Consider the following 23,440-nt stretch of genomic DNA (forward strand, 5'->3'; position numbering starts at 1 on the left):
CATGGCCCGCAGCACCGCCAACCGAAACGCTGTTCGGCGTTTCGGTCTCTGAACACCGATTTCGGAAACCGCCCAAAGGATCCATCGCTATCGGCGTACAGCACAGCCTCGCCCTTCACTCCCATTCGCTGTGACGGTCGGCCAAGCGTTGATTCACGTCCGCCACGCGAAACGCATGGGGATCGAACCGACCACCGAGCCAGTCGAGCAGCTCGCGCTTCTCGCCGGTCATCCGGCCGGCGAGCGTGCGCAGCAGATGCGCGTAGCCGGACGGGCCGCCGCAATCTTCTGGTGGACAGGCATTGCGGCCGGCCGTGCAGCGCGGATAGCGCGTCTTGGCCGCGGACTGGATCTCGGCCTCGATTTTGATCGCGTGGTGCCAGTAGTCGCCGATATCGTAGGTATAGCCGAGCGTGTCACCGGGCTGAGCGACGTCGAGCAGTCGCACGCCGCGCGCGCGATCGCAGTCGAGATCGATGCGATCCAGAAAACCATACAGCCCGAACCCATAGCGGTGCATGTCGCCCCACCCCATTGCCGCCTGCATGATCGTGTGCAGCTCGGCCAGATCGATATCGGCCAGGATCTCGATGCGCCGCCAGATCTCCGGCTTGAAGCCGAGCAGGCTCACGCGCATGCGCCAGATCCGCGGTCCCGAGGTGCCGGGCCCGCGCGTCACGATCGCGCCTGGCTTGTCGAGCGTATCAGCGCCGACCACGCGGGTTCGTGCATCGTGCTCGCCGGAATGGGTCCAGCGTCGATCGCCCCACTGCGCGTCGAGCGCGCAGGTGATGTCACCGTCCTCGGCCCGGTCCGCGATGTCGTTGAGCCAGCATTCGACCTGCCAGTCGAGCGCCTGCAGCGTGTCGTAGCGGATTATCAGCAGCACGACACCGGGTTCGACTGCGGCGGTATCGGTCAACTCCAGGATCCGGCGCTCGAGCGCATCGCGGGCGCGTTCAGCGCGCCGGTTGGTCGAGGCGCGCACCTGCAGCGCGACGCGCACGTGTGCGAGCTGCCGGTTCGCATCCGGTAGGGGCTCGACGCCCGTCGACGTGTCGGGCGACGACGTGATCGCGGTGGCGGCCGCCAGCGCCGGTGCCGGCGGGATCGGCAAGTCGAGCGACTGCATCTGCGCAAAGTACCCGGCCAGCTCGCGGCGCACGCGCTTGGTCTCGGCCTGCGCATAGATCGACGTGGTCGCGAGCGACGCATGGCCCAGCACCTTCTGCGCGACGTCGGGCGGCACGTTCGCCGCGATCGCCTGCGTGCCGAACGTGTGGCGCAGCGCGTGCGGCGTCGCGCTCGCCAGGTGCCGGCGTTCGTCGTCGGTGAGATCGAGCTGCTCGCGCAGCTGCGCAAACGCCCAGTTCACCAGCCCGCGCAGACCGTTGGCCGAATATCCGGCGGCTCCGTGTTCGTCGCCGTGCCGGCGCTGCGCGGCCGGCGTCGGCGGAATGTCGATCGGCTTGATCAGCGGCGCGGTCTCGGGCGGTGCATCGAAGTCGAGTCCGCGATCGGCCCAGTGCGCGCGCAGCGCGGCCACGCACGCGGCGCTGACCGGCACCGAGCGCTGCTTGCGGCCCTTGCCGACGATCTGCAGGGACCAGCCGGCCGGTACGTCGCCATCCGCTTGCACGTAGCGCAGGCGCTCGCGCTGCGCGAGCGTCGCCTCGGTGATGCGCAGGCCCGAATCGCCCATCAGGAAGATCGCCGCGGCGGCCGCCCGCCAGCGTGCCGCATCCGGTCCGAAGCGCTGCGTCTGCTCGATCAGTCCCTGCCGCACCTGGGTCCATAGCGCGAGCGGCAACGCGCGCTCGATGCGGATGGCGTGCTCGGGCGTGACGGTGGCCGGATCCGACACGGCCGCCCACGGGTTGCCGGCCAGATAGCGGACCTGGACGAGCCAGTCGAACGCGCCGCGGATCACCAGCACCGCGTATTTCTGGCTGGTCGGCGTCAGCCCGCCCGGCGCGAACGGTCGCCAGCGCGGAGATTGGCGCGATTGGCGCGGCCCCACGAAGCGATCGGTTGGCGCGGCCAGGAACGCCTTGTAGGCATTGCAGTCCTCGACGGTCAACGACGACAGTGCGGTGCCGCGTTCGGTGACTGCCCACAACAACAGTCGCTCGAGCTCACGCGTATACGCGCGCAGCGCCTGCGGCCGATCGCTGTAGCGATGCAGGTACGCGCGGATCGCATCGAGGTCGTGCGACGCCTGCAGGTAGCACAGGCCGCCGGCGCGATTCACGCCGTGCGCGCCGGACAGCGTGTGCGGCAAGGCGATGCGTTCGAGCGGGGCGAGCGTACCGGCCGGCCGGTCCTCACCACCGGCGGGCGCGAGCATCACGTGCTGGTCGGCCGGCGCCGCGAAGGGTTCGTCCGCATCGACGTCGGCGTCGACCGTGACGCCCAGCGACTCGGCGTGCTGGCGCAGCCAGGCGACCAGGATCCGCGCGCGTAACAGGCCGATGCGCGGCACCGAGCGCCACCAGCTGCCACCGCGACGATTGCACAGCGCGATCAGGTCGCCCAGCGTCGCGACACCCTCCCCGGTCAGCCGCCTGGCGATCATCGGCCGAAACCAGCCGCCGACCGGGTGCGTGGCCAGCGGCCGGGCGACCGCGAGCTTCGACGCATCCTCGACCATCTTGAGGGTCACGGCGGTCAGTTTCGCGCTGCCGTGCTGCCGGATCGACGTCTTGAGGTGATCGGCCAGTACCGACGAACCGTGCAGTTGCGCGAGGTGCACCAGGTCGTCACGCATGGTGCGCAGGTGCCGCTCGAGCGCGTCGGCCGACGCGCCGGGACCGGACTCGGGATCGTAGTAGCGCTCGGCGATCGCGCCGGGCGACACGCCCTGCAAGTAGGCGCGCAGCGCCGCGTAGTCGGTGCGCGTATAGGTGCGCGGCGACGGCAAGACCAGTTGTTCGGCCGGCGCGTTCACGGCGTGCCTCGGTCATCGCGCATGCCGTAGGGGCGCGCGCGTAACGTTTCCCATTGGGCGGTGGCTTCGAGCGCGACGAGCCAGTCCAGCGCCGCACGACCGGTATCGGTCAGCTCCGCGACATCGACCGGCGTAGGCACGAATCGGGATCGTTCCGAGACCTGCTGGGACAAACGCACCGGCTGCCGGACCCACGTGATGAAACCCAGTTGGGCGAACGCCTCAAACGGCGCGCCGTGTCGGTGGCGTACCACCTGGCGATGGCACACGCGCCGCAGGCCGTCGAGTACGGCCGCATATGTGGGGGGGATTAAATTCACGGCCGGCACGATGTTTACTAGTCGAAAGGAAATAAGCATATCTCCATGATACGTCCCGCTCTCTTTCATAGATGTTTTGATACATAGTCAATAAACCGTAGCAACAGCGGGTTGCTATCAGCGCTCCGCCAGCAGATACCTATTGGCCACTTCGACGCCGGACCTGTCAAGGCTTGCTGATGTGTTCGGTTACCTAGCACCTCGACTCCGCGCAAGGGCAGAAATGCGGCCCCCAGTCCTGCAGCCACGATGGAATGAACGGTCAGAATATCGTCGGCACGTTGGACGATCCGCGGCTTGAAATGGGCAGAAGCACACCATTGACCAATCTGTGCATCGAGTCCCGGCCCGCGTGGTGGTGAAAGCGCGACGAAACCGAGGCTATTCAATGTCGACATCCGGCCACGGGAAGGGATCGTTACGTCGCGAGGGAGTACCAATGCCAGTCGTTCATCAAGTAACCGCTTGAAGCGTAACCCATCGATTCCTTCCGGCATCCGGCAAAAGCCAATATCGAGCCGACCGGCAAGCAGGCGTTGGTGCTGCTCCTTTGAAGGCAGGTCGTTGAGTGTGATCTGACTATCCGGGGTCGTGTCGCGGAAGCCGGCAATCCATCTCGGTGCGGTGATCAGCGTCGAAATGCCAAACCCGATATCGAGTGTACCGGTCATGCCAGTAATGGCGCGGCGCATTTTGAAATCGATTTCGTCGCTCATCCGCAAGAATGCCCGCGCTTCCTGCAGCAGCAGGTTCCCCAGTGGGGTGAGCTTCGCACCGTGCTGCCCACGTTCAAATAACGCCCCACCAATCATGGTTTCCAGTGTGCGTATTTGTTTCGACAGCGTGGATTGGGTAACGAACAGCTTCGATGCTGCCTTGCCGTAGTGCCCGGCTTCGGTCAATTGGATAAATGCGCGCAGCAATTTGATATCCATTCCATCTCCGACTTGTTTGTTTCAAAAATTTCATTTTACGAAATGACTGCCGGATGATCAAATTGCGTCGGTTGTGAAAAAGCAGCCTTCGGGGTGGTCTGCTCGACGATCACGGCAACTTGGCCGTCGTCGGATTTTTTGAACCCGGAAAAATAAGAATGAAACCGCAGTTCCTGTCAGATGCAAGCACGCGACCATTTCGCTGCATACGCATATGAAATAGCTTGGCGTAAATGGCTTTTTCCCTATCTGTTTCACTGATTTCAGAAGTTGGTCGCACCACTTCGCCGAGATCAGCCGGCGCCTATCAGAAACACGAAAGAAAGGTAATCGAACCATGCCAAACGTCGCTGTGCTCACAAATGATTTGCAATACGAATTTACACATAAGATCTCGACCGATCCCGAACAACTGAGCCGCTTGCTTAAGCAGTTCAACACGTTCCTCGACGGAATCCGTGCTGCCGGACAGCTCGTCGTGCATCTGCAGCTGATCCACGATCCCAACGACCCGCAGGTCCAGAGCCGTTACCGCGGACGCGCAATCCCGGCGATCGCGGGGACGCCGGGCAACCGCCTGATCGAGGACGTGGTTCACCCGTCCGACCTGGTGGTGGTCAAGGGCCGCGACAGCGGCTTCTACGAGACCAAGCTCGACGAAACCCTGCGCGAGCGGGGCGTGAAGACGGTGATCGTCACCGGGCTGCAGACCCATGTCTGCGTCCAGACCACGGCAGCCGACGCCTTCTTCCGCGGCTACAAGATCTGGGTGCCCCGCGACGGCGTGTTCGCGCCGAAACCGGAGGACACCGATCGCGCGCTCGAATGGCTCGCCAGCTATTGCGCCGTCATCGCTCCCTCATCCGAGATCCTCGACCGGCTGAAGGAGCACGACGATCTCCCGGGCCGCGGCGAGGAGGCCGTCGCATGAATACGGCCCAAACGCTGACCGACCGCGTAACGGCCACCGGCGGCTCGCCGGTCGCCGCCGCGCCGGACCCGAACGAAACGGTGGTGCTGGATCACGGCACCGGCGCGAAGCTGAGCCGGGAGCTGGTGGAGCGCATTTCCGAAACGCTCGGCGATGTCTACCTCGGTGCCATGGAGGACAGCGCGCTGCTGCAACTGCCGAACAACCGGATCGCCTTCACCACCGATTCCTTCGTCGTGACGCCGATCATCTTCGGCAATGGCGATATCGGCAAGATCGCCGTCTGCGGCACCGTCAATGACCTCGCGGTGAGCGGCGCGCGTCCGCTCTATCTCACCCTCAGCCTCATCATCGAGACCGGCATGCCGATGGACGAGCTGCTGACGGTCATCGCGTCGGTACGCGATACGGCGCGCGCCGCTGGCGTGAAGATCGTCGCCGGCGACACCAAGGTGGTCCGCAAGGGCGATGCCGACCGGCTGTTCATCAACACGGCCGGGGTGGGCGTGCTGGAGCGGCCGCCGGTTTCCATCCGGAACGTGCGTCCGGGACAGAAGATCCTGCTGAGCGGTTATATCGGCAACCATTCGATTCACCTGCTCTCGATTCGCGAGGGCCTGGGCTTCGAGCGCAACGTGCTGAGCGACTGCGCGCCGCTCAATCACATGGTCGATGCGGTGCTGAAAGGCGTGCCGGCCGGCAAGGTCGCGTCGCTGCGCGACGTCACGCGCGGCGGCTTGTGCGCCGTCCTCCACGAGCACGCGCGCGCTACCGGCTGCAACATCCGCTTCGAGCGCAACGCGCTGCCGATCCTGCCGGAAGCCGCCATGGCCGCCGACATGCTCGGCATCGACGTGATCCATCTCGCCAACGAGGGCTGCCTCTGCCTGTTCGTCGAGCCCGACGTGGCCGGCGACGTGCTGGCCATCCTGCGCGAGGATCCGGCGGGACGGCAGGCGGCCATCATCGGCGAGGTCGGGGCCGCCTCCGGAGCCGAGGTCCGCCAGGTCGAGGTGGATGGAACCCAGGTCACCATCGAGGAACTCCATGGCGCGGAACTCCCCCGACTCTGCTGAGCTCCATGGCGCGCCGCAGACCCGCCGCTACCGGGTCTGCGGCATCGTGCAGGGCGTCGGCTTCCGGCCTTTCGTCCATCGGCTGGCCCGCAGTCATGGCGCCAACGGCTGGGTGCTCAACGATTCCAAAGGCGTCCTGCTCGAGGTGCAGGCATCCGGGCAGGCCATCGACGGCTTCATCGACGAGCTGATCTTCCGTCCGCCTCCGCTCGCGCGGATCACCGACGTGCGGCAGGTGCCGCATGACGTACCGGCCCCGCGCTACGAGAGTTTCGAGATCCGCAAGAGCGTCGATCTGGCGTACATGGACACCATCGTTCCGCCCGACTCCAACGTCTGCGACGATTGCCTGCGAGAGATGCGCGATCCCGGGAACCGCCGCCACCGCTACGCCTTCATCAACTGCACGCACTGCGGGCCACGCTATTCGATCATCCACGGCATGCCGTACGACCGCGCCCAAAGCACCATGCGCGCGTTCACCCTGTGCCCGGACTGTCATCGCGAGTTTGAGGATATCGAGGATCGTCGCTATCACGCCCAGCCGAATGCCTGCCCCGTTTGCGGACCGCACCTGCAGCTGACCGAACGGGACGGCACGCCGGTCGAGACCGATGACGTGGTGCGTGAGGCCATTGCAAGGCTGCGCGAGGGGGCGATCCTGGCGATCAAGAGCCTCGGGGGCTTCCATCTCGTGGTGGACGCCCGAAATGAAGCTGCGGTACGCGAGTTGCGTCGCCGCAAGCAGCGCGATGCGAAGCCGCTCGCCGTGATGGTTGCCGATTGCGAGGCTGCGGCGCGATGGGCCCTCGTCAACCCGCACGAGCAGGCGCTGCTGGAAAGCCCGCAACGCCCCATCGTCCTGTTGCGCAAATGCGCCGATACGCTCCCGGAGGCGATCGCGCCACGCAACCCCAATCTTGGCGTCACGTTGCCGTCCACGCCCTTGCAGCATCTTCTGCTCGAGGACCCGGCTCTGCCGGTGTTGGTCATGACGAGCGGCAATCTCTCGGGACATCCGATCGCCTACGAGAACGACGCCGCGCTCGAACAATTGCGGGAAATCGTCGATGCTTTCGTGCTGAACGACCGGGATATTCGCACCCGCGTGGACGATTCGGTGGTTCGCGTAATCGTGCGCGAGGGCAGGGATGCGCCCCTGATGTCCTTCATGCGCCGTTCGCGCAGCTACGCGCCCTATCCGATTCATCTGCCGTATTCGGTAGGTTCGGTGATGGCGCTCGGCGCCGAGCTAAAAACGACGGTCGGGATCAGCAAGGGCAATCAGGTCTTCATCAGCCAGCATATCGGGGATCTGAAGAACGACACCACCTTCAAGTCTCATACCGATTGCGCTGTCCATCTGCAGGATCTGCTCTCGGTACGAGCCGACACGCTTGCGTGCGACATGCACCCGGCGTTCCGCTCGACTCGGGCAGCGGTTGAGCAAACCGAGATGCGCGTGGTTCAAGTTCAGCATCATCATGCACATATGGTCTCGTGCATGGCAGAAAACGGTCTATCCGGCACCACCATCGGGGTGGTCTTCGACGGCGCTGGCTACGGGCCCGACGGCACCATTTGGGGCGGCGAATTCCTGCTCGGCGACGCGACCGGCTTCGAACGCGTGGGGCATCTGCGGCCGTTTCTGCTGCTTGGTGGCGACCAGGCCGTCAAGGAGCCGATTCGAGTTGCCATCGCGCTTCTGGTCGAGACCTTCGGAGAACAGGCCGTCGAGCTCAAGGTGCCCGCTCTGCTCGAGCTCGACGAGCAACGCCGCGACGTGTTTGCGAAGATGGCCGCGCGCGGAATCAACGCGGCCACAGCCACCAGTATGGGCCGATTGTTCGACGGTATGTCCGCGCTGCTGGGCATCTGTTCGAAAATCGAATATGAGGCTCAGGCGGCAATCGAGATGGAAGCGCTGCTGCTGCGGGATTTTCGTACCACGAAGCCATTCAATTACGCCATCGAGTTACGCGATGGCTGTCTTGAGGTCGACTATCGCCCTATTGTCCGCGACGCGGTCGAACTGTTGCTGGCGCCTAATGCCGATCTCGCGGAGCTCAGCCGACGGTTCCATTCGACCGTGGTGGATATCATTGGCGAAATGTGCTTGCGCCTTGTCGAGCGCTTCGGGGTCGATCAGATCGTGATGAGCGGCGGCGTCTTCAGCAACGAGTTCGTGCTGGTCAACGCGCTGGCCTCGCTCGAGTCGCGCGGCTTCAAACCATACTGCCACCAGTTAGTGCCGACCAACGACGGTGGTATCTCGCTTGGCCAAGTGGTAGTTGCGGCCGCCCGTTCAACAGCGGAGAGTGAGCTTCAACTGACCCGGGAAACGAAATGAGCGACTACGCAGCGAGAATCTCGGCAGTCCTGTTCGACATGGATGGTGTGCTGGTCGATTCCAGGGCGGTGATCGAAAGGGCATGGCGTGAAGCCGCGCAGTTTTATGGGCGCGAGATCACAGAGGAAGACATGCATCTGCACATCCATGGGCAGCCCGGACCACACACCATCCGAGCGCTGTTTCACGACTTGCCGCGAACTGACCAGGAGAGGGTGCAGGCGCACATTATCCACGTCGAGAACACCGCAGACTACGAGACAATCCCCGGCGTGGCGAAACTCGTCTCGCGCCTCGGCGCGGCCGGCGTCACGATCGGCGTCGTGACGAGCGGTTGGCGCTACAAAATCGATCGCGTGATCGACATGCTAAATGCCAAGCCGTACTTTTCGGTGATCGTCGAGCGCGACGACGTCGCTCGTGGCAAACCAAACCCCGACCCCTACCTTCTCGCTGCCGAACGTCTCGGCGTGCCACCGGCTCGCACCATGGTCTTCGAGGATGCTGTCAGTGGAGTTACCTCGGCGGTCACAGCCGGCGCCTACTGCATCGGCATCGGTGGCGAGGAGTTGATTCGTCATGGTGCAAAGCTTGCGATCCCTGATTTCGAGGGCGTTGAATTGCACACCCACGGCCCGGACGGATCGATTCTTTCATGTCAGCCAGAACACCGGCTGTTCGTGGAGTGTCGGACCGCCACCGTGCAGACCTGAGGATTCGAGCCGCCTGCCGGCCCAAGCCCCTACACGCTCCATCGCCCGTGCTCGCTCGTCCGAGCGGGGACCCAGTGGCCTTGCTCGAGGAAACCGTTATGCCCGGAACGATTCGCAACCATCTAGGCGCCTTGGACGCATCGGTTTACGACGACAGCCCGTCCGAGGCGGCTGATGCGTTGTCGTTGCCGCGAGCGATCACCGGCGCGCTCGACAGCCTGGAAGGTGACCTCCTGCTGGAGCGCTTCGGTGAGCATGCACACCGTATCCTGCTGACGGCCGACTCCGTTCTGATTCTTGCATGCGGTGGCAGTCATCATCTGGCGCTATTGGCCAAAGGCTGGATCGAGAGTCTGGCGGCGCTGCCCGTCAGCGTCGAACTTGCGAGCGAATTCCGCTATCGGGACAGCGTGGCCAGGCCACGAGCCCTTGTGGTGGCCATGTCACGAAGCGGGGACCTGGCTGACCTCCTGGGCGCCATCGAACATGCCGCACGCATGGGGATGACGAATTCCCTTGCTATCTGCGATGCCTCGAGCACCGAACTCGCGAGCGCATGCACCCTGGCCTTCGAGGCCAACACGGTGATCGGGAACGATCTGCACTTCCCGCAGGTCTTCGCGACCGAGCTGATCGTCCTGTACCTGCTGGCGCTGGCGCTGGCCCGGTCGCGCCGCACGCTCGCCGCGCAGGACGAGCGGAATCATTTGCAGACACTGCGCGAGTTGCCGGAAGCCATCGACGAGGTACTGGCACTCGAACCCCGCATCCAGGTTTGGGCCCAACGTCTCGCCTCCAGCAGCGACATGCTATTCCTCGGCCGGGGAATGCACTACCCAGTGGCGGTAGAAGGTGCACTGAACATGAAGGAGATCGCGTCCATCCACGCCGAAGCCTTTCCGGCCGGCGAACTCAAGCATGGTCCGCTCGCGCTGGTTAGCGCCAACATGCCGGTGGTAGTCAGCGCGCCTCACGACCGGCTTCTGGCAAAGCTGAACGCCAATCTGCAGGAGGTCAGCGCGCGCAACGGCAAGCTGTTCGTGTTCGCCGATGCGAATTGCGACGTGACCGCCGACGCCAATCTTGAAGTCATGCGGCTCGGGCGACACCGCGGACCACTGGCACCCGTCGTGCACACCGTCCCGATGCGGCTTCTCGCCCGGCACGCAGCGCTCGCACGCGGTTCCAGCCTCGGCAACGCGCCCAATTCCGTCTGGGCCGTAGCGGCCGGTTAGCGTTCGTCATCGACACGAGGAAAACGAATTGCGCGCAACCGACAATGGACACTGGCACACCGCAGCAGCCGTCGCTCCGGTGATCTCGAACGTGCGTTACTACGATACCGCGAGTCGCATGCTCAAGCGCGCAGACATCGAGATCCGCGACGGCATGATCGTTGGCATCGCACGGCCGGGAAGCCTGGCGGTTTTCGAGCGCGTCGACGGCAGCGCGCTCCTGTGCTTACCGGGTCTCGTCAATGCCAGCCTTCCGGCCGACCTCGCACACGACGACAGTTCGGCGACCGCGATGGTGGCGAACGACGGCGATCGCCGCGCCACCCGGCTCGGCGATCTCCTGCTTCAAGCCGTCTCGAGCGGCGTGACTACCGTCGGCATGTTCGGAGCCCGGGTGGAGGAAAGTCTCACCGTCGCGACGCGGGTTGGCGTGCGCGCGAGCCTTTATCGCGAATACACGGATCTGTGGCTCGGGCCGAAGCCCGGGCCCGTCGTATCGGACACCGCGGCATGCCTGCGCGACTACGAACAAACGGCAAGGCGTTTCGACACCACGAGATTCGTGGTCCATCCGGCGGTCGGCTCCCAATTGGCGGCATCGACCCAACTGCTCACCGGGCTGTACGATCTGGCCAGGAAAAACTGCCGCCGATTCGTGGTTCGCGTGGATGGTGGCACCCCGTGGGCCGAAGCGTTCAAGGATGCGTATGGTTGCACCGGCCTCGGCTTGCTGAGCAGCCTCGACATTCTGGACGAGAACACGCTGATCGTGCCGGCCGTTCCGATGTCGTTTTGCGATCGGGAGCGACTACGGCAAAGCCCTTCATATATCGTCTATCCAGCCCATGAACCAGCGGGGCAGCTTGCGCAGCGTGACGACGTTGCATGCTCCAGCAACATGCGCCGAATGCGGATAGCGCTCAGTTGGCAGGGTGGTGCACTGCCCTGCCTGACCGCGATCGGGAATCGCTCGCAAAATGAACGGGCTGGCGACATCATCGACCTGCTCACGTGGAAGGGAGCGCAGGCCCTGACATTTTCCGGAACGGGAAGAATCGCCGTGGGACAACGCGCAGATCTGCTGCTCTACGACGGACACCCGGTCGCCGATGATGGAGACACGACCACCGTTTGCGCGGCAATTCTCGACACGATCTGCCGCCACCGGCCTCGCGGGGTGCTGATCGATGGCCGCCGGGTGGTCTCAGGTGTCTTCCATGATCATGGAAGACCTTCACCGGCAGGTCACCTTGCGCTCACGCCACTGCGTCCTCGTGATGCGGGGCGCGCATCGCCCCGGCAAGCATCATGACGCCAAGCGTGGCGCATCACCGGAAGCGTTCGCCTGCGAAGCCTTGGTCAGGGCTTCCTTGCGTCGATATCAACCACCATGAGATTGAGCGCATGTCCGTGAAACCTACCCGATCCCCTTCGACGCCGGTCATCCACCCGGGCCTCGCAGGAGCACGTCATGCATGAACCCATCGCGGGTATGCGCCAGAACTGGCAAGCATGGCATCCGACGGCCGCCATGTTCTTCGTTAACGGCGCGCTGATCGGCATGTGGGCCACGCAGATCCCGAGTCTCAAGGAACGGTTGGGTCTCGCCCCTTTCGTGCTCAGCCTGATCCTGCTGATGCTCGGCGGCGGCACCGTTGTGGCCATGGCATTCAGCGCCTGGCTAATCCAGCGCATCGGCGTGGGCAGGTCGATACGCGTCAGCGCCGTCGTGTATTGCTCCCTCGCCGGCCTCATTCCGTTGGCGCCGAGCGTCGTGGCGCTCGGCGTCATCGTGTTGCTGTTCGGCGCATCGGGCGGCACCATGAATGTGGCCATGAACGCGCATGCCAGTGACGTCGAAAAGCGTTACGGCCGTCCCTACATGTCCTCGTTCCACGGGATGTGGAGCCTGGGCGGCCTCTCGGCCGCGAGCGCCGGCGCCTTGCTGATGCGCGCGTTCGGCCCGGCCGTCGAGGCACTGGTGATCACCGTCGCGATATTCGTGATGTTTGTTTGGGCCCAGCGCGGGCTTCTCGCCGACAGGCAAGCGGACAGCAGTGAGCAGGCTTCCGGAAAGACGCGGCTGTCCCTGTTCGGTCCTGCTCTGCTCCTGGGCGTGGTCGCCACTTTTGCCTTCGCCTGCGAGGGCGTGGTGCTCGACTGGGCGGCAGTCTACATGCGGCACACACTGGGTGCCGGCAATGAAATCGCCCTGATGGGCTACGCCGTCTTCGCCGGTTTCATGGCGCTCATGCGTTTCGCGGGAGACATCATTCGACGCAAATTCAGCTCGCGAGCACTGGTCTGCGCAGGCGGTCTGATTGCCGCGACCGGGCTGCTGGCTGGGCCGGTGAGCCAGGATCCGTTCGTCATGATTGTGGGCTGCGCGATCGCCGGTGCCGGACTCGCCAACGTCGTGCCGGTACTTTTCAGTATGGCCGGCGCCCTTCCGCGCCCGGCGGTGCAGATTGCCACTGTCTCGGCGATGGGATTCGCGGGCCTGCTTGCCGCTCCGCCCCTGCTCGGCCTGCTCGGCCAGCATTACGGCCTGGGCGCGATCTTCTATACGGGAGCCGCCGCTGCGACCGCCATTGGCATACTCACCCTGGCAGGCATACATTCATCTGCCGCCACACTCACCAATACCGACGCCAGCGTTCGTTCACATGAGTGAGCAGGAATATCCGAAATTAGTCAATGGAAATAATATCTGAATCGGTGCTCCGCGTTGTTTCAATTCAATTCCAGCATCGCGCAAGCGACAAAGCATATAACCTTGAACGAATTGCTAACTTCGTCAAGGCAGCAGCGTCCCAAGGTGCGCGTTTAGCTGTTTTCCCGGAAATGTGCATTACGGGATACTGGCACATACCGAAGCTGGATCGGGCCGAACTGGACGCCTTGGCAGAACCGGTCGATGGTCCTTCGGTCCAGGCCGTGCGAGAAATGGCGGCCAGATTCGACATGGCAATCGGCATAGGACTCCTGGAGGTGGCGCAAGACAGGCAGCTTTTCAACACCTATGTAATCTGCATGCCCAATGGAGAATTACATAGCCACCGGAAATTGCATGCGTTCGAACATGAGCTCGTCAGCAGTGGAGACCGGTATACGGTATTCGATACGCAGTGGGGAATAAAAATCGGCATTCTCATCTGCTGGGATAATAACCTCATCGAGAACGTCCGTGCCACAGCTCTACTGGGCGCAACGATTCTTATTGCCCCGCATCAGACGGGTGGCACACATTCCAGAAGCCCTCATGCCATGAAGCCAATTCCTCTGTCGAAATGGCATGACAGACATCATAATCCCGAGGCTCTTGTGGCGGAATTCCAAGGGCCGAATGGTCGCGAGTGGCTGATGCGATGGTTACCCGCGCGCGCGCACGATAGCGGAATCTTCGTGATCTTCAGCAATGGGGTAGGACAAGACGAGGACGAGGTTCGGACGGGGAATGCGATGATTCTTGATCCCTATGGCCGCATTATCGCCGAAACGACTGCATATGAAGACGCGATGGTGGTGGCCGATCTCGATTTGCAATTGGTCGAGATGAGTACCGGACAGCGATGGCTAAGAGGTCGCCGTCCGGAGCTATATTCTTGCCTGACGGAAGTACGAGGTGACGAGCTCCCTCCTCGTGAAGCACGCTTCTCGACAGCCCCAACGAAGACAAAATAAATATTGCTAGGTCCTGTTCACATTCTCACCAGCGGTCCAAAGGCGCAAGCAAGCACCGCGAAGGCGAGATAGTTACCGGCGAGCTTGTTGTAACGAGTGGAGACACCACGAAAATGTTTGATGCGATTGAAGAAGCGTTCGACGATGTTCCGAGTTCGATACAGCACGCGGCTGTACCGACGTTTGGTCTTTCGATTCGAACGCGGCGGGATAACGGCCTTCGCGCGCGTAGCGCGGATGGTGTTCACGAAGGCGTCCGAGTCGTAACCTTTGTCAGCAATCACGGCGCCCGTGCGCAGATGCTCGACCAATTCGTGCGCACACGAAATGTCCGAGACCTGTCCTTGCGTGACAATCATTCGCAGCGGCCGCCCGGCTTCATCAACGGCCAGATGCAACTTGGTCGTCAATCCTCCTCGTGAGCGGCCGAGCGCTTGCGGGCCGCTTTTTTCGGGCGCCTGCCGAATGCTGGTGTGCTCGCACGATGGTCGAGTCGATCAGCACGCGTTTGATTTCCGTCTCGTCGGATACCGCATGTGCCACGCGTTCCCACACGCCTTTGCGACGCCACCGGGAGAAGCGCATGTACACCGTATGCCATCGGCCGAATTCCTTCGGCAAGTCGCGCCACGGACAACCCGTGCGGCCGATCCAGAGAACGGCCTCGACAAACCACCGATTGTCGGCTGCCGTTCGCCCCGGGTCGCCTTCCTTGCCTGGCAGGACATACTCGATTCGTGCCCATACCTCGTCGCTCAGTAATGTTCGGACCATCTTGCCTTGATCGTGCAAAAAACAAGATGTAAACACATTTCATCGAATGTAAACAGACCCTAGGGAAACGCTGATTAATGTGTTGCCCGTTCGACTTGCAGATGAAGCGGCGTCGAACCTTCAGGATAACGATTCGAATCGATGCTCATTTCGGTGAATTTGTCTCGTAGACGAGCCTCTTGCTCGCGTTTTTCACACACATGACGGACTGCTCCCCTGAACTGATCGCAACAGATTGCGCGCAATCACCAGATTCGCCAGAGCGAACAGGCTGAACAGTTGCGCCGTGTTCTTGGCCAAGCCCTTGTACCGCGTCTTGCGATGGTGAAACAGGTTCTTGACGATATGGAACGGATGCTCGACCCGCGAACGGATCTGCGCCTTGGTTCGTTCGACCGCGACCACCAAGTCCTTCAGCGGCCCTTCCTGCATCGCTTTGATCTTTCCGCGCTTGGCCGCCACGTGCCACTTCACGGTCTTGCCTTTCATTTCGTCGCGCTTATCTACTCCGATGTAGCCCGCGTCGGCGAACGCTTCCTGTTCATGCCCGTGCAGCAGGGCATGCGCTTGCGACACATCCGACACGTTCGCCGCCGTGCCAACCACACTTTGGATCAGACCCGAATCGGCGTCCACGCCAACGTGGGCTTTCATCCCAAAGTGCCATTCGTTGCCTTTCTTCGTTTGATGCATGTCCGGGTCACGGCTCTTCTCGGCGTTCTTGGTCGACGGCGGCGCTTCGATGATCGTCGCATCAACCAGCGTGCCTTCCTTCATCAGCAGTCCTCGCTCGCACAGCGAGATGCCGATCTCGTCGAACAGCTTGCGTGTCAATTCGTGTTCGATCAGCAGGCGCCGGAACTTCAACAGCGTGGTCGCATCCGGCACGTTCTCGACCGCCAGATCGATGCCCGCGAAGGCGCGCAGCGCGATGCTGTCATACAGCGCGTCTTCCAGCCCTTCGTCCGACAGCCCGTACCACTGTCGCAGGAAGTAGATCCGCAGCATTCGCTCCGGGCCAATCGGCGGACGGCCTCGCGTGCCCTTCGGGTAATGCGGCTCGATTGCCGACAGCAAGCGCTGCCACGGCACGATCTTCTCCATCTCGGCCAAGAAGCGTTGGCGCCTCGTCACGCGCTTCTTGCCTGCAATTTCCGCTTCCGCGAAGCCGATCTGCCTCTTCATCATCGTGGGTCCGTTCCGTGAGCTGTCTTCTATAACGGCCTCGGCTACGTCAGCGATGACCGCCGGACTTCATTAATCAGCGTTTCCTTAGTCGAGCCTGATCGACGATCGCAACCGCATGTTCAGCCGGTCGACAAGCCAGACCAGTCCGCCGCGCCAGAAGCCGTAGAGCCGCGCCTGATGGCTGCGATACAGCATCGCGTGACTGAACTGCGCGAGCCGGCCTCGGATCGACGTTCCACTGAACAGGCCGAACTTTCCGAGCGAGCCAAACGCATCGTAGTCGGCCAGCGACACCAGCGCCCCCATGTCCCGATAGGCAAACGCCGGGATCGGTTGCCCGTGCAGGACCGCCCCCGGAAGATGGCGGATCATATGCTGCGCCTGCTGATGGGCAGCCTGCGCGGTCGGCGCGAGCGCCCGCCCAGCGCCCGCCGGCGTGTAGTGCGCGCAGTCACCAACGGCGTAAATCGCGGGGTCACGCGTCGTCTGCAATGAAGGCTGCACGACCAGTTGGTTGCCGCGGGTCGTCTCCAGGCCGTCGAGGCCGGCGAGAAATCCCGGGGCCTTCACGCCTGCCGCCCAGACCTTCAGCGATGCCTCCACCCGCCCACCGTCACCAAGCTCGAACCCGTTGGCCGTCGCCGCCGTCACCCGCGTGTCCGTCATGACTTCGATACCCAGCGTTCCAAGGCGTGCGCAAGTCGCGGCCGAGATATCCTGCGGGAAAGCCGCCAGCAGACGCGGACCGCTTTCGATTATGGTAATGCGAATCCGCGACCCCAGTCCCTTCGCACCATACGCGACGGCGGCCTCGGTCAGGTGCACGAGCTCAGCTGCCAGTTCCACGCCGGTTGCCCCGCCACCTACAATTGCGATAGACAGCTCCCGTTCGCGCGCGAGACACTGAAGCATCCTGATCCGCACCTCCTGGTTGAACGCATCGGCCTGCCGGCGCGAGTCGATCCGGAAGCAGTGCTCCTGCACACCCGGGGTCCCGAAATCGTTGGCCTCGCTGCCGATCGCGATGACCAGCGCGTCGTAGCCGACCCGCCGCGCAGGCACAAGCAGCCGACCATCGGGCGCGTGCAGCGGTGCAAGCCGGATCTCGCGCGCCGCGCGATTGAGACCGCACATCTCGCCAGGCTGGTACTCGAAGCCGGCATTGCACGCCTGGGCGATATAGGGTGTCTGCTGCTGCGAGAGATCGCGTGTGCCTGCCGCGATCGTATGCAGCATCGGCTTCCAGACGTGGGCGGAATCCCGGTCGACTAGCATCACCGATAGCGCATGCGGATCGCGCCGCCAGCGCCGCCCGAGCGACGTGGCGATCTCGAGTCCGGCCACCCCGCCGCCAACGATCACGATTTTCCTGCGCTGCAGCTCCCGTTCCATGGTCACTCCGTCGTTGCCCTGTCCAGAAATCATCCCGCTCACCGCCCTGCCTCGGCCTCGAGACTGACCAGATAGGCCGCCATCACCCTAGGCATCTCGTTCATATAGAACGTCAGCCGTTCGGGTTCGACGAGAAAGGCCACGCGCATGACGCCAACAGCAATCGTGTGCAGCATCGCCGCGTGCCGTTCCCTGGCAGCCGGTTTAGCCTTCGGCAGCCGGGCATCGACTATGCACCGGAGCACCTGCCTGAATGTCGCCTCGTTTTCCGCATAACTCCTGTCGTGCATGAGTGGGAAGAAATCAGGATGCTGCCGCGTGTAACCGACGTAGGGCGCCAACAGATAATTGACGGCCTCGGAAACGGAAAACCGCCGCCAGACCTCGCGTGGCACAGCCAGCATCTCGCCGTTAATCGCGGCAATCGCTGCCTCGTGCCGGCGGACCAACCCCAGCAACAGGTCGTCTCGGCCGGGAAAGAAATGATAGAGCGAGCCGATCGACGTTCCCGAGCGTCGGGCTACGCCGTGCATCGTGACGCCGGCCAGCCCCTCCTCGGCAATCGTCACCGAGACTGCATCGAGGATTGACTCAACCCGCGCACGCCCTCTCAACTGGCTCGGCTGCCGGGCTACCCTGGGCTCCGGCGTGTGCGCCTCAGACGCCGGGCCGCCTACCTTCAATGGAGCTTCGGTCATGGTGGATTGTTTCTTGAACTAGACATGATTGTCTAATTTAATCAAAATAGACGCATCCGTCCAGTTCATCGACCTCAAAGATAGCAACCTGCATGCAGACTTTCCCCGACCTCATCGCGTGCGAGCATTGCGACAGCGTCTATCGCCGCCGCCCACTCTCTCGCCACCAGGTGGCGCACTGCGAGCGCTGCGGCGCCGTGCTTGAGCGGGCAAGCTCGATGGACGTGGACCGTTGGCTGGCGATGACGGTGGCAGCCGGCGTAGTGTTCGTCATCGCCAACGCCTGCCCGGTCATCCGCATCAGCCTGGCGGGGCGGTATAGTGAGACCACTCTTTGGCAAGCGGCGGTTGCACTCGCGCAAGGACCAGCTGCACCGATTGCGATACCGGCGGCACTAGCCATCGTGATCGTGCCGTGCCTTCAGATCGCGTTGCTCACCTGGCTATTGGCTTTCGCGCGCGTGGGGCGGTGTGCCCCTGGCTTTGCCGTGCTAATGCGAGTGCTGGCCACCCTGCGCCCGTGGAGCATGCTCGAAGTCGGCCTGCTAGGTATCCTGGTTGCAATCGTCAAACTCTCCAGTCTCGTCGCGATCGTGCCGGGCGCCGGCATCTGGGCCACCGCGGTGCTGATGGTGCTGGTTACGCTGATTGCAGGACGCGACGTCACAAGGCTGTGGTCATGGACCTCGCCGGAGGACCGCCATCGATGAGCGACCCCGTACGCACCCTCCAGCTCGGAGCGATTGCCTGTCATGCCTGCGGACTGCTGTGCCGCTCGGCAATGTCGGCCGGGAATGATGGCCTTCACCCGAAGACACTGCGCTGCCCCCGCTGCCGGGCCGTACTGCATGCCCGGCGTCCAGACAGCATCACACGCGCGTGGGCGTTCCTGATCGCCGCGCTGGTCTTCTACATTCCCGCCAACCTGCTACCGGTGATGTACACAGAAATCCTCGGCAGCGGCGGCGAGAACACCATTCTCAGCGGTGTCGTCGAGTTCTGGCAATCCGGCTCGTGGGGCATCGCGCTCGTGATCTTCGTGGCGAGCGTGGCCGTGCCCTGCACGAAGTTCCTTGCCATCGCCACGCTGCTCGTCACAACCCGCAGACAAAGCCAGTGGGCCATGCGCGAGCGCACGCGCCTATACCGGATGGTCGAGCTGGTCGGCTACTGGTCGATGCTCGACGTGCTGGTCGTCGCAATTGTCTGTGCGCTGGTGAAGTTCGACGCGCTGGCGGAAATCGAGCCGCGCGCCGGCATCCTGTTCTTCGGCATGGTGGTCATCCTCACCATGCTCTCCGCCATGCACTTTGATCCCCGGCTCATCTGGGACACAAAAGAATGATGAATCCCGTCACTTCTGCTCCTGATCCGCGCGAGCCGCCGGTGACGCGCAGCCGCCTGCGGCTCTCGCTCGTCTGGCTCGTACCGCTGATCGCCGCACTGATCGGCCTATCGATGGTGATCCACACGTGGCTGTCGGCCGGCCCCGAGGTCACAATCTCGCTCAGGACCGCACAGGGGCTCGAAGCAGGCAAGACTCCGGTCAAGTACAAGGACGTCACGATCGGCACGGTGCAGACCGTATCGTTGAGCGATGATGGCTCGCACGTCATCGCCACGGTCGCATTCGTTCGGAACGCGCGCAACCTGATCCACGCCGACACCCGGTTCTGGGTCGTGCGACCCCGGATAGGCATGGGCGGCGTGTCAGGCGTCGATACGTTGCTCTCGGGCGCGTATATCGGCATGGACAAGGGACATTCGGCCGTCGCGCAACGCGCGTTCACCGGACTGGAAATTCCACCGACCGTGATCAACGGCACGCCGGGCACGAGCTTCGCGCTGCATGCGAAGGATCTCGGTTCGCTCGACATCGGCTCGCTGGTCTACTACCGGCATATCCAGGTCGGGCAGGTCGCCTCCTACGCGCTCGATGCGGACGGCCGCGGCGTCGATCTCCAGGTGTTCGTCGATGCGCCGTACGACCGCTTCGTGACGACAGACACGCGCTTCTGGAACGCAAGCGGCGTGGACCTGTCGCTTGACGCCAACGGCCTGAAGCTGAAGACGCAGTCAGTCGCAACCATCGTTTCCGGAGGCATCGCGTTTGGAACGCCCGATGGCAGCCCCCGTGCGGCGGCACCGCCCGGCACGCGATTCACACTTGCGAATAACGAGCAAAGCGCAATGGCGCCGCCTGACGGCCCATCACAGGCGATCCAGCTGCGCTTCGGCCAGCCGCTGCGCGGGCTGTCGGTGGGTGCGCCTGTGGAGTTCTCGGGTGTCGACATCGGTCGCGTGGCGTCGCTCAAGCTCGACTATGATCCGGCGACAAAACGTTTCCTGTCGATTGTAATGATCGAGGTCTATCCACAGCGGCTCGGGCCGGTGCTCGGCAGGCTGCCCAAAATGGAAGGCACCGCGGACCAGCGCGCTGCGCAGTTCCTCGCCGGGATGGTCGCGCACGGACTGCGCGCGCAGGCGCGCTCCGGCAACCTGCTCACCGGGCAGTTGTACATCTCGCTCGATTTCGTGGCGAATGCGCCGAAGGTTGCCTTCGACGCCAACGCACGTCCGCTGACGCTGCCGACCGTAGACGGCGGGTTTGACAGGCTGCAGGAACAGGTCGCTAGCATCGTGGACAAGGTTGACCGGTTACCGCTCGACTCAATCGCGCATCACCTCGACGCCAGCCTCGCCGATATGGACAGCACGCTGAAACAGGTCAACGGTCAGGTGCTGCCCGCAGCGACGAAGACCCTGCAGCGGGCGGGGCAGACGCTCAACGGCGTCCAGAGCATGCTGTCGGACGACAGCCCGCTGCAGGAAAATCTAGGGCAGACGCTGACGGAGCTGCAACGCACCGCACGGTCATTGCGCGCGCTGACAGACCTGTTAGGGCGGCATCCGGAGGCACTCTTGCGAGGGCAGCCGGCCGACCATTCAGCAGCGCCGCGTGCCGCTTCCTCAGCTTCTCTGGACTACTGATCATGACCACCTCTGCCCGCATTGCGACCGGACTGATAATTACCTCAATGTTCCTGCTGGCTGCATGCGCCTCGTCGCCTGTGCACTACTACACACTGGTTCCACCGGCTACTCGCGAAGAATCAGCTCGCCCGACAGCACCGTTCGTGATTGACGTCCTGCCCGTGGGCATCCCCGCCCAGCTGGACCAGCAGCAAATGGTCGTACGCAGCGGGGCGGAAGGCGTCACGATACTCGACGCACAACGCTGGGCCGCACCGCTTGGCGACGAACTCCGGACGGCGCTGTCATCGGATCTCGTTCGGCAGCTTAACACCCAAGATGTCGCGGGCCTTTCGCGGCCCGTCAACAGGCAGGTGCTGGTGGTTCGCGTACAGATCCGGCGCTTCGACGCCTGGCCGGGTGTCGATGCAGGAATGGATGCCGACTGGAGCGTTCGCCCCGTACAGTCGACTGGTAGCGCGGGCGTGACCTGTCACACGCAACTGCACGCCGAAGCGTCCGGCCGCTATGCCGGGATTGTGCGCGTGCAGCAACGCATTGTCGATGAACTTGCCGGCCAGATCGCCCGGACGGCGAGCGACGCCGGTACGACCGGCCAGTACCGATGCCCGGATTAACGACGCAATGTCAACCGTCCGACCACTTCTCGATTTTCGTACCAGCCTGCTGCACGACTCATGAATCTGACCATCCCGGCTTTCGCGGCCCGGCTCGGCACTGCTATCGCGCGCGCGACGCACTCGCCCGCTTGCAGCAACCTGACGGCGGATGGTGCTTCGCACTCGAATTCGACGCGACGATAACGCCCGATTACATCCTCGGTGCATTTCATGGGAAAGATCGAACCCGTTCGGCAGGAGCAGGTGGCGCGATACCTGCGCGCGATAGAACGTCTGGACACACATGGGGGGGCAGGGGGATCTTTACGTCGACAGCGCACGAGACACTTCATGCAGCATCAAGGCGTATTTCGCGCTGAAGGCCGCAGGCGACGACATGAACGCATCGCACATGGAACGTGCACGCGACACCATCCCCAAGCTCTGCGGTGCCGCAAAATCGAACGCATTCAAATGTATCCGGCTTGCCACGTTCGGCTAGGTGCCATGGCGTGCCACACCATTCATGCCGTTCGCGTTAGTGCTGTTCCCGAAATGGATGCCGATGTAAACTGCGGGAGTTCCTCACCGAATTGTGAGGATCCCCGCTATGCCGAATGCGACGACCGGTTGATCGACCGACAGCGCGTCCGTTTTTGCGGTGCCACATCGCAACTAGTACAAGCCGCTCGGCATAACGCGGGACCCGGCATGAACAGCGCGCATCAACAACGGCGTTGTCAGGTTATTGGGCTGGTCACGTAAGATGGCGAGATGAAGAAATCGAAATCGCTCTATCACGGTCACCGTTTCCCAGCCGGGGGCATCAGTTGCGCCGTGCGTTGGTATTTCCGCTTTCAGTTGAGCTTGCGCGACATAGAGGAACTGCTCTTCGAGCGCGGCGTGACCGTAACATACGAAACCATCCGGTGCTCGTGCGACAAATTTGGCAACGGCTTTGCTCACCGTGTAAAAGCGGCGCGACGCAAACCGGGTAGCACGTGGCACCTCGACGAGATGTTCGTCACGCTGCGTGGCGAACCGTACCTGCTGTGGCGTGCGGTCGATGAGCACGGCACCGAACTCGACATCCTGCTACAAAAGCGGCGCGACAAAGCCGCAGCCAAACGTTTTTTCAAGCGTGTACTGCGCTCGAGCCCGGTACCGCGCAAGATCGTCACCGATCAGTTGCGAAGCTATCCGGCGGCAAAAGCGGAGATCCCGGAACTTGCGAACGTGAAGCACGTGTTCGTCAAAGCGGGCGCACGATTGAATAACCTCGCAGAGAACAGCCACCAGCCAACGCGTGAACGGGAGCGTCGCATGCGCGGCTTTCGCGACCCCAAACGTACACAGGAATTTCTCTCGTGCTTCGGGCCGATCAGACAACACTTCGCGGTCAAGCGGCATCTGCTGCGCGCTTCACTCTATCGCAAACAGCTCTCGGCGCGATTCGTTGCCTGGTGTGAACTCACCGAAGTCACCCAAAATCCGTCCTGCCAGTTCTGAGGGCCGCATTTTCCTGCCGTCTTTCCGCATTAGTCTCGATAAGTTGACAGAGCCGTAATTGGCGGCTTCCAACGCAAAAGCGTAGATTATCTATT

At 63.0% G+C, this 23,440-nt stretch carries 20 protein-coding genes and 3 pseudogenes; 15 read left to right on the top strand and 8 right to left on the bottom strand.

Annotated features, from left to right (window positions below; all coding sequences use genetic code 11):
- Nucleotides 1-115: 115 nt before the first annotated feature.
- Genes VXM69_RS33990 through VXM69_RS34000 form a run of 3 tightly spaced genes read right to left on the bottom strand, consistent with a single transcriptional unit; the run spans nucleotide 116 to nucleotide 4,202 of the window.
- Complete coding sequence (locus tag VXM69_RS33990) at nucleotides 116-2,947, bottom strand: phage integrase family protein (RefSeq protein WP_341773972.1); 2,832 nt, start codon at nucleotides 2,945-2,947, stop codon at nucleotides 116-118.
- On the bottom strand, nucleotides 2,944-3,306 hold the full coding sequence (locus VXM69_RS33995) for a hypothetical protein (RefSeq protein ID WP_175907732.1): 363 nt from the start codon (nucleotides 3,304-3,306) through the stop codon (nucleotides 2,944-2,946). Before VXM69_RS33995 ends, VXM69_RS33990 begins: the two co-directional genes overlap by 4 nt.
- A 26-nt stretch (nucleotides 3,307-3,332) precedes the next feature.
- A complete protein-coding gene (locus VXM69_RS34000) occupies nucleotides 3,333-4,202 on the bottom strand; it encodes a LysR family transcriptional regulator (RefSeq protein WP_175907735.1) in 870 nt (289 codons plus the stop codon).
- Nucleotides 4,203-4,539: 337 nt separating this feature from the next.
- Here VXM69_RS34000 and VXM69_RS34005 point away from each other — a divergent pair, with 337 nt between their 5' ends.
- The 8 genes from VXM69_RS34005 to VXM69_RS34040 all read left to right on the top strand — a co-directional run bounded on the left by VXM69_RS34005 (nucleotide 4,540) and on the right by VXM69_RS34040 (nucleotide 14,191).
- Nucleotides 4,540-5,133 carry a cysteine hydrolase family protein gene (locus VXM69_RS34005; protein ID WP_175907737.1) on the top strand — a complete coding sequence of 198 codons (594 nt, stop codon included), beginning with the start codon at nucleotides 4,540-4,542 and terminating at the stop codon, nucleotides 5,131-5,133.
- On the top strand, nucleotides 5,130-6,209 hold the full coding sequence (gene hypE / locus VXM69_RS34010) for a hydrogenase expression/formation protein HypE (protein WP_175907739.1): 1,080 nt from the start codon (nucleotides 5,130-5,132) through the stop codon (nucleotides 6,207-6,209). The genes VXM69_RS34005 and hypE overlap by 4 nt, the downstream gene beginning before the upstream one ends.
- The gene (gene hypF, locus VXM69_RS34015) at nucleotides 6,181-8,559 is read left to right on the top strand and encodes a carbamoyltransferase HypF (RefSeq protein ID WP_175907741.1); all 2,379 of its coding nucleotides are present in this window, start codon (nucleotides 6,181-6,183) and stop codon (nucleotides 8,557-8,559) included. The genes hypE and hypF overlap by 29 nt, the downstream gene beginning before the upstream one ends.
- Complete coding sequence (locus VXM69_RS34020; protein WP_175907743.1) at nucleotides 8,556-9,272, top strand: HAD family phosphatase; 717 nt, start codon at nucleotides 8,556-8,558, stop codon at nucleotides 9,270-9,272. Before hypF ends, VXM69_RS34020 begins: the two co-directional genes overlap by 4 nt.
- Before the next feature lie 98 nt (nucleotides 9,273-9,370).
- On the top strand, nucleotides 9,371-10,507 hold the full coding sequence (locus tag VXM69_RS34025) for an SIS domain-containing protein (RefSeq protein ID WP_175907745.1): 1,137 nt from the start codon (nucleotides 9,371-9,373) through the stop codon (nucleotides 10,505-10,507).
- A 28-nt stretch (nucleotides 10,508-10,535) separates the two neighbouring features.
- Nucleotides 10,536-11,819 (top strand): amidohydrolase family protein, encoded by a 1,284-nt coding sequence (locus VXM69_RS34030; protein WP_175907752.1) that lies wholly within the window; start codon nucleotides 10,536-10,538, stop codon nucleotides 11,817-11,819.
- A 159-nt stretch (nucleotides 11,820-11,978) separates the two neighbouring features.
- Nucleotides 11,979-13,181 (top strand): MFS transporter, encoded by a 1,203-nt coding sequence (locus VXM69_RS34035; RefSeq protein ID WP_175907754.1) that lies wholly within the window; start codon nucleotides 11,979-11,981, stop codon nucleotides 13,179-13,181.
- Nucleotides 13,182-13,204: 23 nt separating this feature from the next.
- Entirely contained in the window at nucleotides 13,205-14,191 is a 987-nt protein-coding gene (locus tag VXM69_RS34040; RefSeq protein WP_175907756.1) for a nitrilase family protein, read from the top strand.
- Nucleotides 14,192-14,208: 17 nt separating this feature from the next.
- On the opposite strand, the pseudogene VXM69_RS34045 reads toward VXM69_RS34040, so the two are convergent.
- From VXM69_RS34045 to VXM69_RS34060, 4 genes and pseudogenes are all read right to left on the bottom strand, one after another.
- A pseudogene (locus VXM69_RS34045) lies at nucleotides 14,209-14,965 on the bottom strand (IS5 family transposase).
- A gap of 192 nt (nucleotides 14,966-15,157) precedes the next feature.
- Nucleotides 15,158-16,150, bottom strand: coding sequence for an IS5 family transposase (locus tag VXM69_RS34050; RefSeq protein WP_175907917.1), 993 nt, complete (start codon nucleotides 16,148-16,150; stop codon nucleotides 15,158-15,160).
- An 87-nt stretch (nucleotides 16,151-16,237) separates the two neighbouring features.
- A complete protein-coding gene (locus VXM69_RS34055; protein ID WP_175907901.1) occupies nucleotides 16,238-17,545 on the bottom strand; it encodes an FAD-dependent oxidoreductase in 1,308 nt (435 codons plus the stop codon).
- A gap of 38 nt (nucleotides 17,546-17,583) precedes the next feature.
- A complete protein-coding gene (locus tag VXM69_RS34060) occupies nucleotides 17,584-17,949 on the bottom strand; it encodes a hypothetical protein (protein WP_367190427.1) in 366 nt (121 codons plus the stop codon).
- On the opposite strand from VXM69_RS34060, the gene VXM69_RS34065 reads away from it, so the two are divergent.
- On the top strand, nucleotides 17,894-18,031 hold the full coding sequence (locus tag VXM69_RS34065) for a Vmc-like lipoprotein signal peptide domain-containing protein (protein ID WP_367190428.1): 138 nt from the start codon (nucleotides 17,894-17,896) through the stop codon (nucleotides 18,029-18,031). The genes VXM69_RS34060 and VXM69_RS34065 overlap by 56 nt on opposite strands.
- A 26-nt stretch (nucleotides 18,032-18,057) precedes the next feature.
- Here VXM69_RS34065 and VXM69_RS34070 read toward each other — a convergent pair.
- A pseudogene (locus tag VXM69_RS34070) lies at nucleotides 18,058-18,243 on the bottom strand (hypothetical protein); the annotation flags it as partial.
- A gap of 92 nt (nucleotides 18,244-18,335) precedes the next feature.
- Between VXM69_RS34070 and VXM69_RS34075 the strand changes: the two are divergent.
- The 6 genes and pseudogenes from VXM69_RS34075 (at nucleotide 18,336) to VXM69_RS34100 (ending at nucleotide 23,345) form a co-directional block, all read left to right on the top strand.
- Nucleotides 18,336-18,953 (top strand): paraquat-inducible protein A, encoded by a 618-nt coding sequence (locus VXM69_RS34075; protein ID WP_175907905.1) that lies wholly within the window; start codon nucleotides 18,336-18,338, stop codon nucleotides 18,951-18,953.
- Nucleotides 18,950-19,588, top strand: a complete 639-nt coding sequence (locus VXM69_RS34080; protein WP_175907907.1) for a paraquat-inducible protein A — start codon at nucleotides 18,950-18,952, stop codon at nucleotides 19,586-19,588. The genes VXM69_RS34075 and VXM69_RS34080 overlap by 4 nt, the downstream gene beginning before the upstream one ends.
- Nucleotides 19,588-21,234 carry an MlaD family protein gene (locus VXM69_RS34085; protein WP_175907919.1) on the top strand — a complete coding sequence of 549 codons (1,647 nt, stop codon included), beginning with the start codon at nucleotides 19,588-19,590 and terminating at the stop codon, nucleotides 21,232-21,234. Before VXM69_RS34080 ends, VXM69_RS34085 begins: the two co-directional genes overlap by 1 nt.
- Before the next feature lie 2 nt (nucleotides 21,235-21,236).
- On the top strand, nucleotides 21,237-21,854 hold the full coding sequence (locus VXM69_RS34090) for a membrane integrity-associated transporter subunit PqiC (protein WP_367190398.1): 618 nt from the start codon (nucleotides 21,237-21,239) through the stop codon (nucleotides 21,852-21,854).
- A gap of 60 nt (nucleotides 21,855-21,914) precedes the next feature.
- Nucleotides 21,915-22,404: pseudogene (locus VXM69_RS34095) on the top strand (squalene--hopene cyclase); the annotation flags it as partial.
- A gap of 206 nt (nucleotides 22,405-22,610) precedes the next feature.
- Complete coding sequence (locus VXM69_RS34100) at nucleotides 22,611-23,345, top strand: IS6 family transposase (protein WP_175907911.1); 735 nt, start codon at nucleotides 22,611-22,613, stop codon at nucleotides 23,343-23,345.
- Nucleotides 23,346-23,440 lie beyond the last annotated feature (95 nt).

Source organism: Burkholderia sp. Ed8 (assembly GCF_040761425.1).
Taxonomy (GTDB): domain Bacteria; phylum Pseudomonadota; class Gammaproteobacteria; order Burkholderiales; family Burkholderiaceae; genus Burkholderia; species Burkholderia seminalis.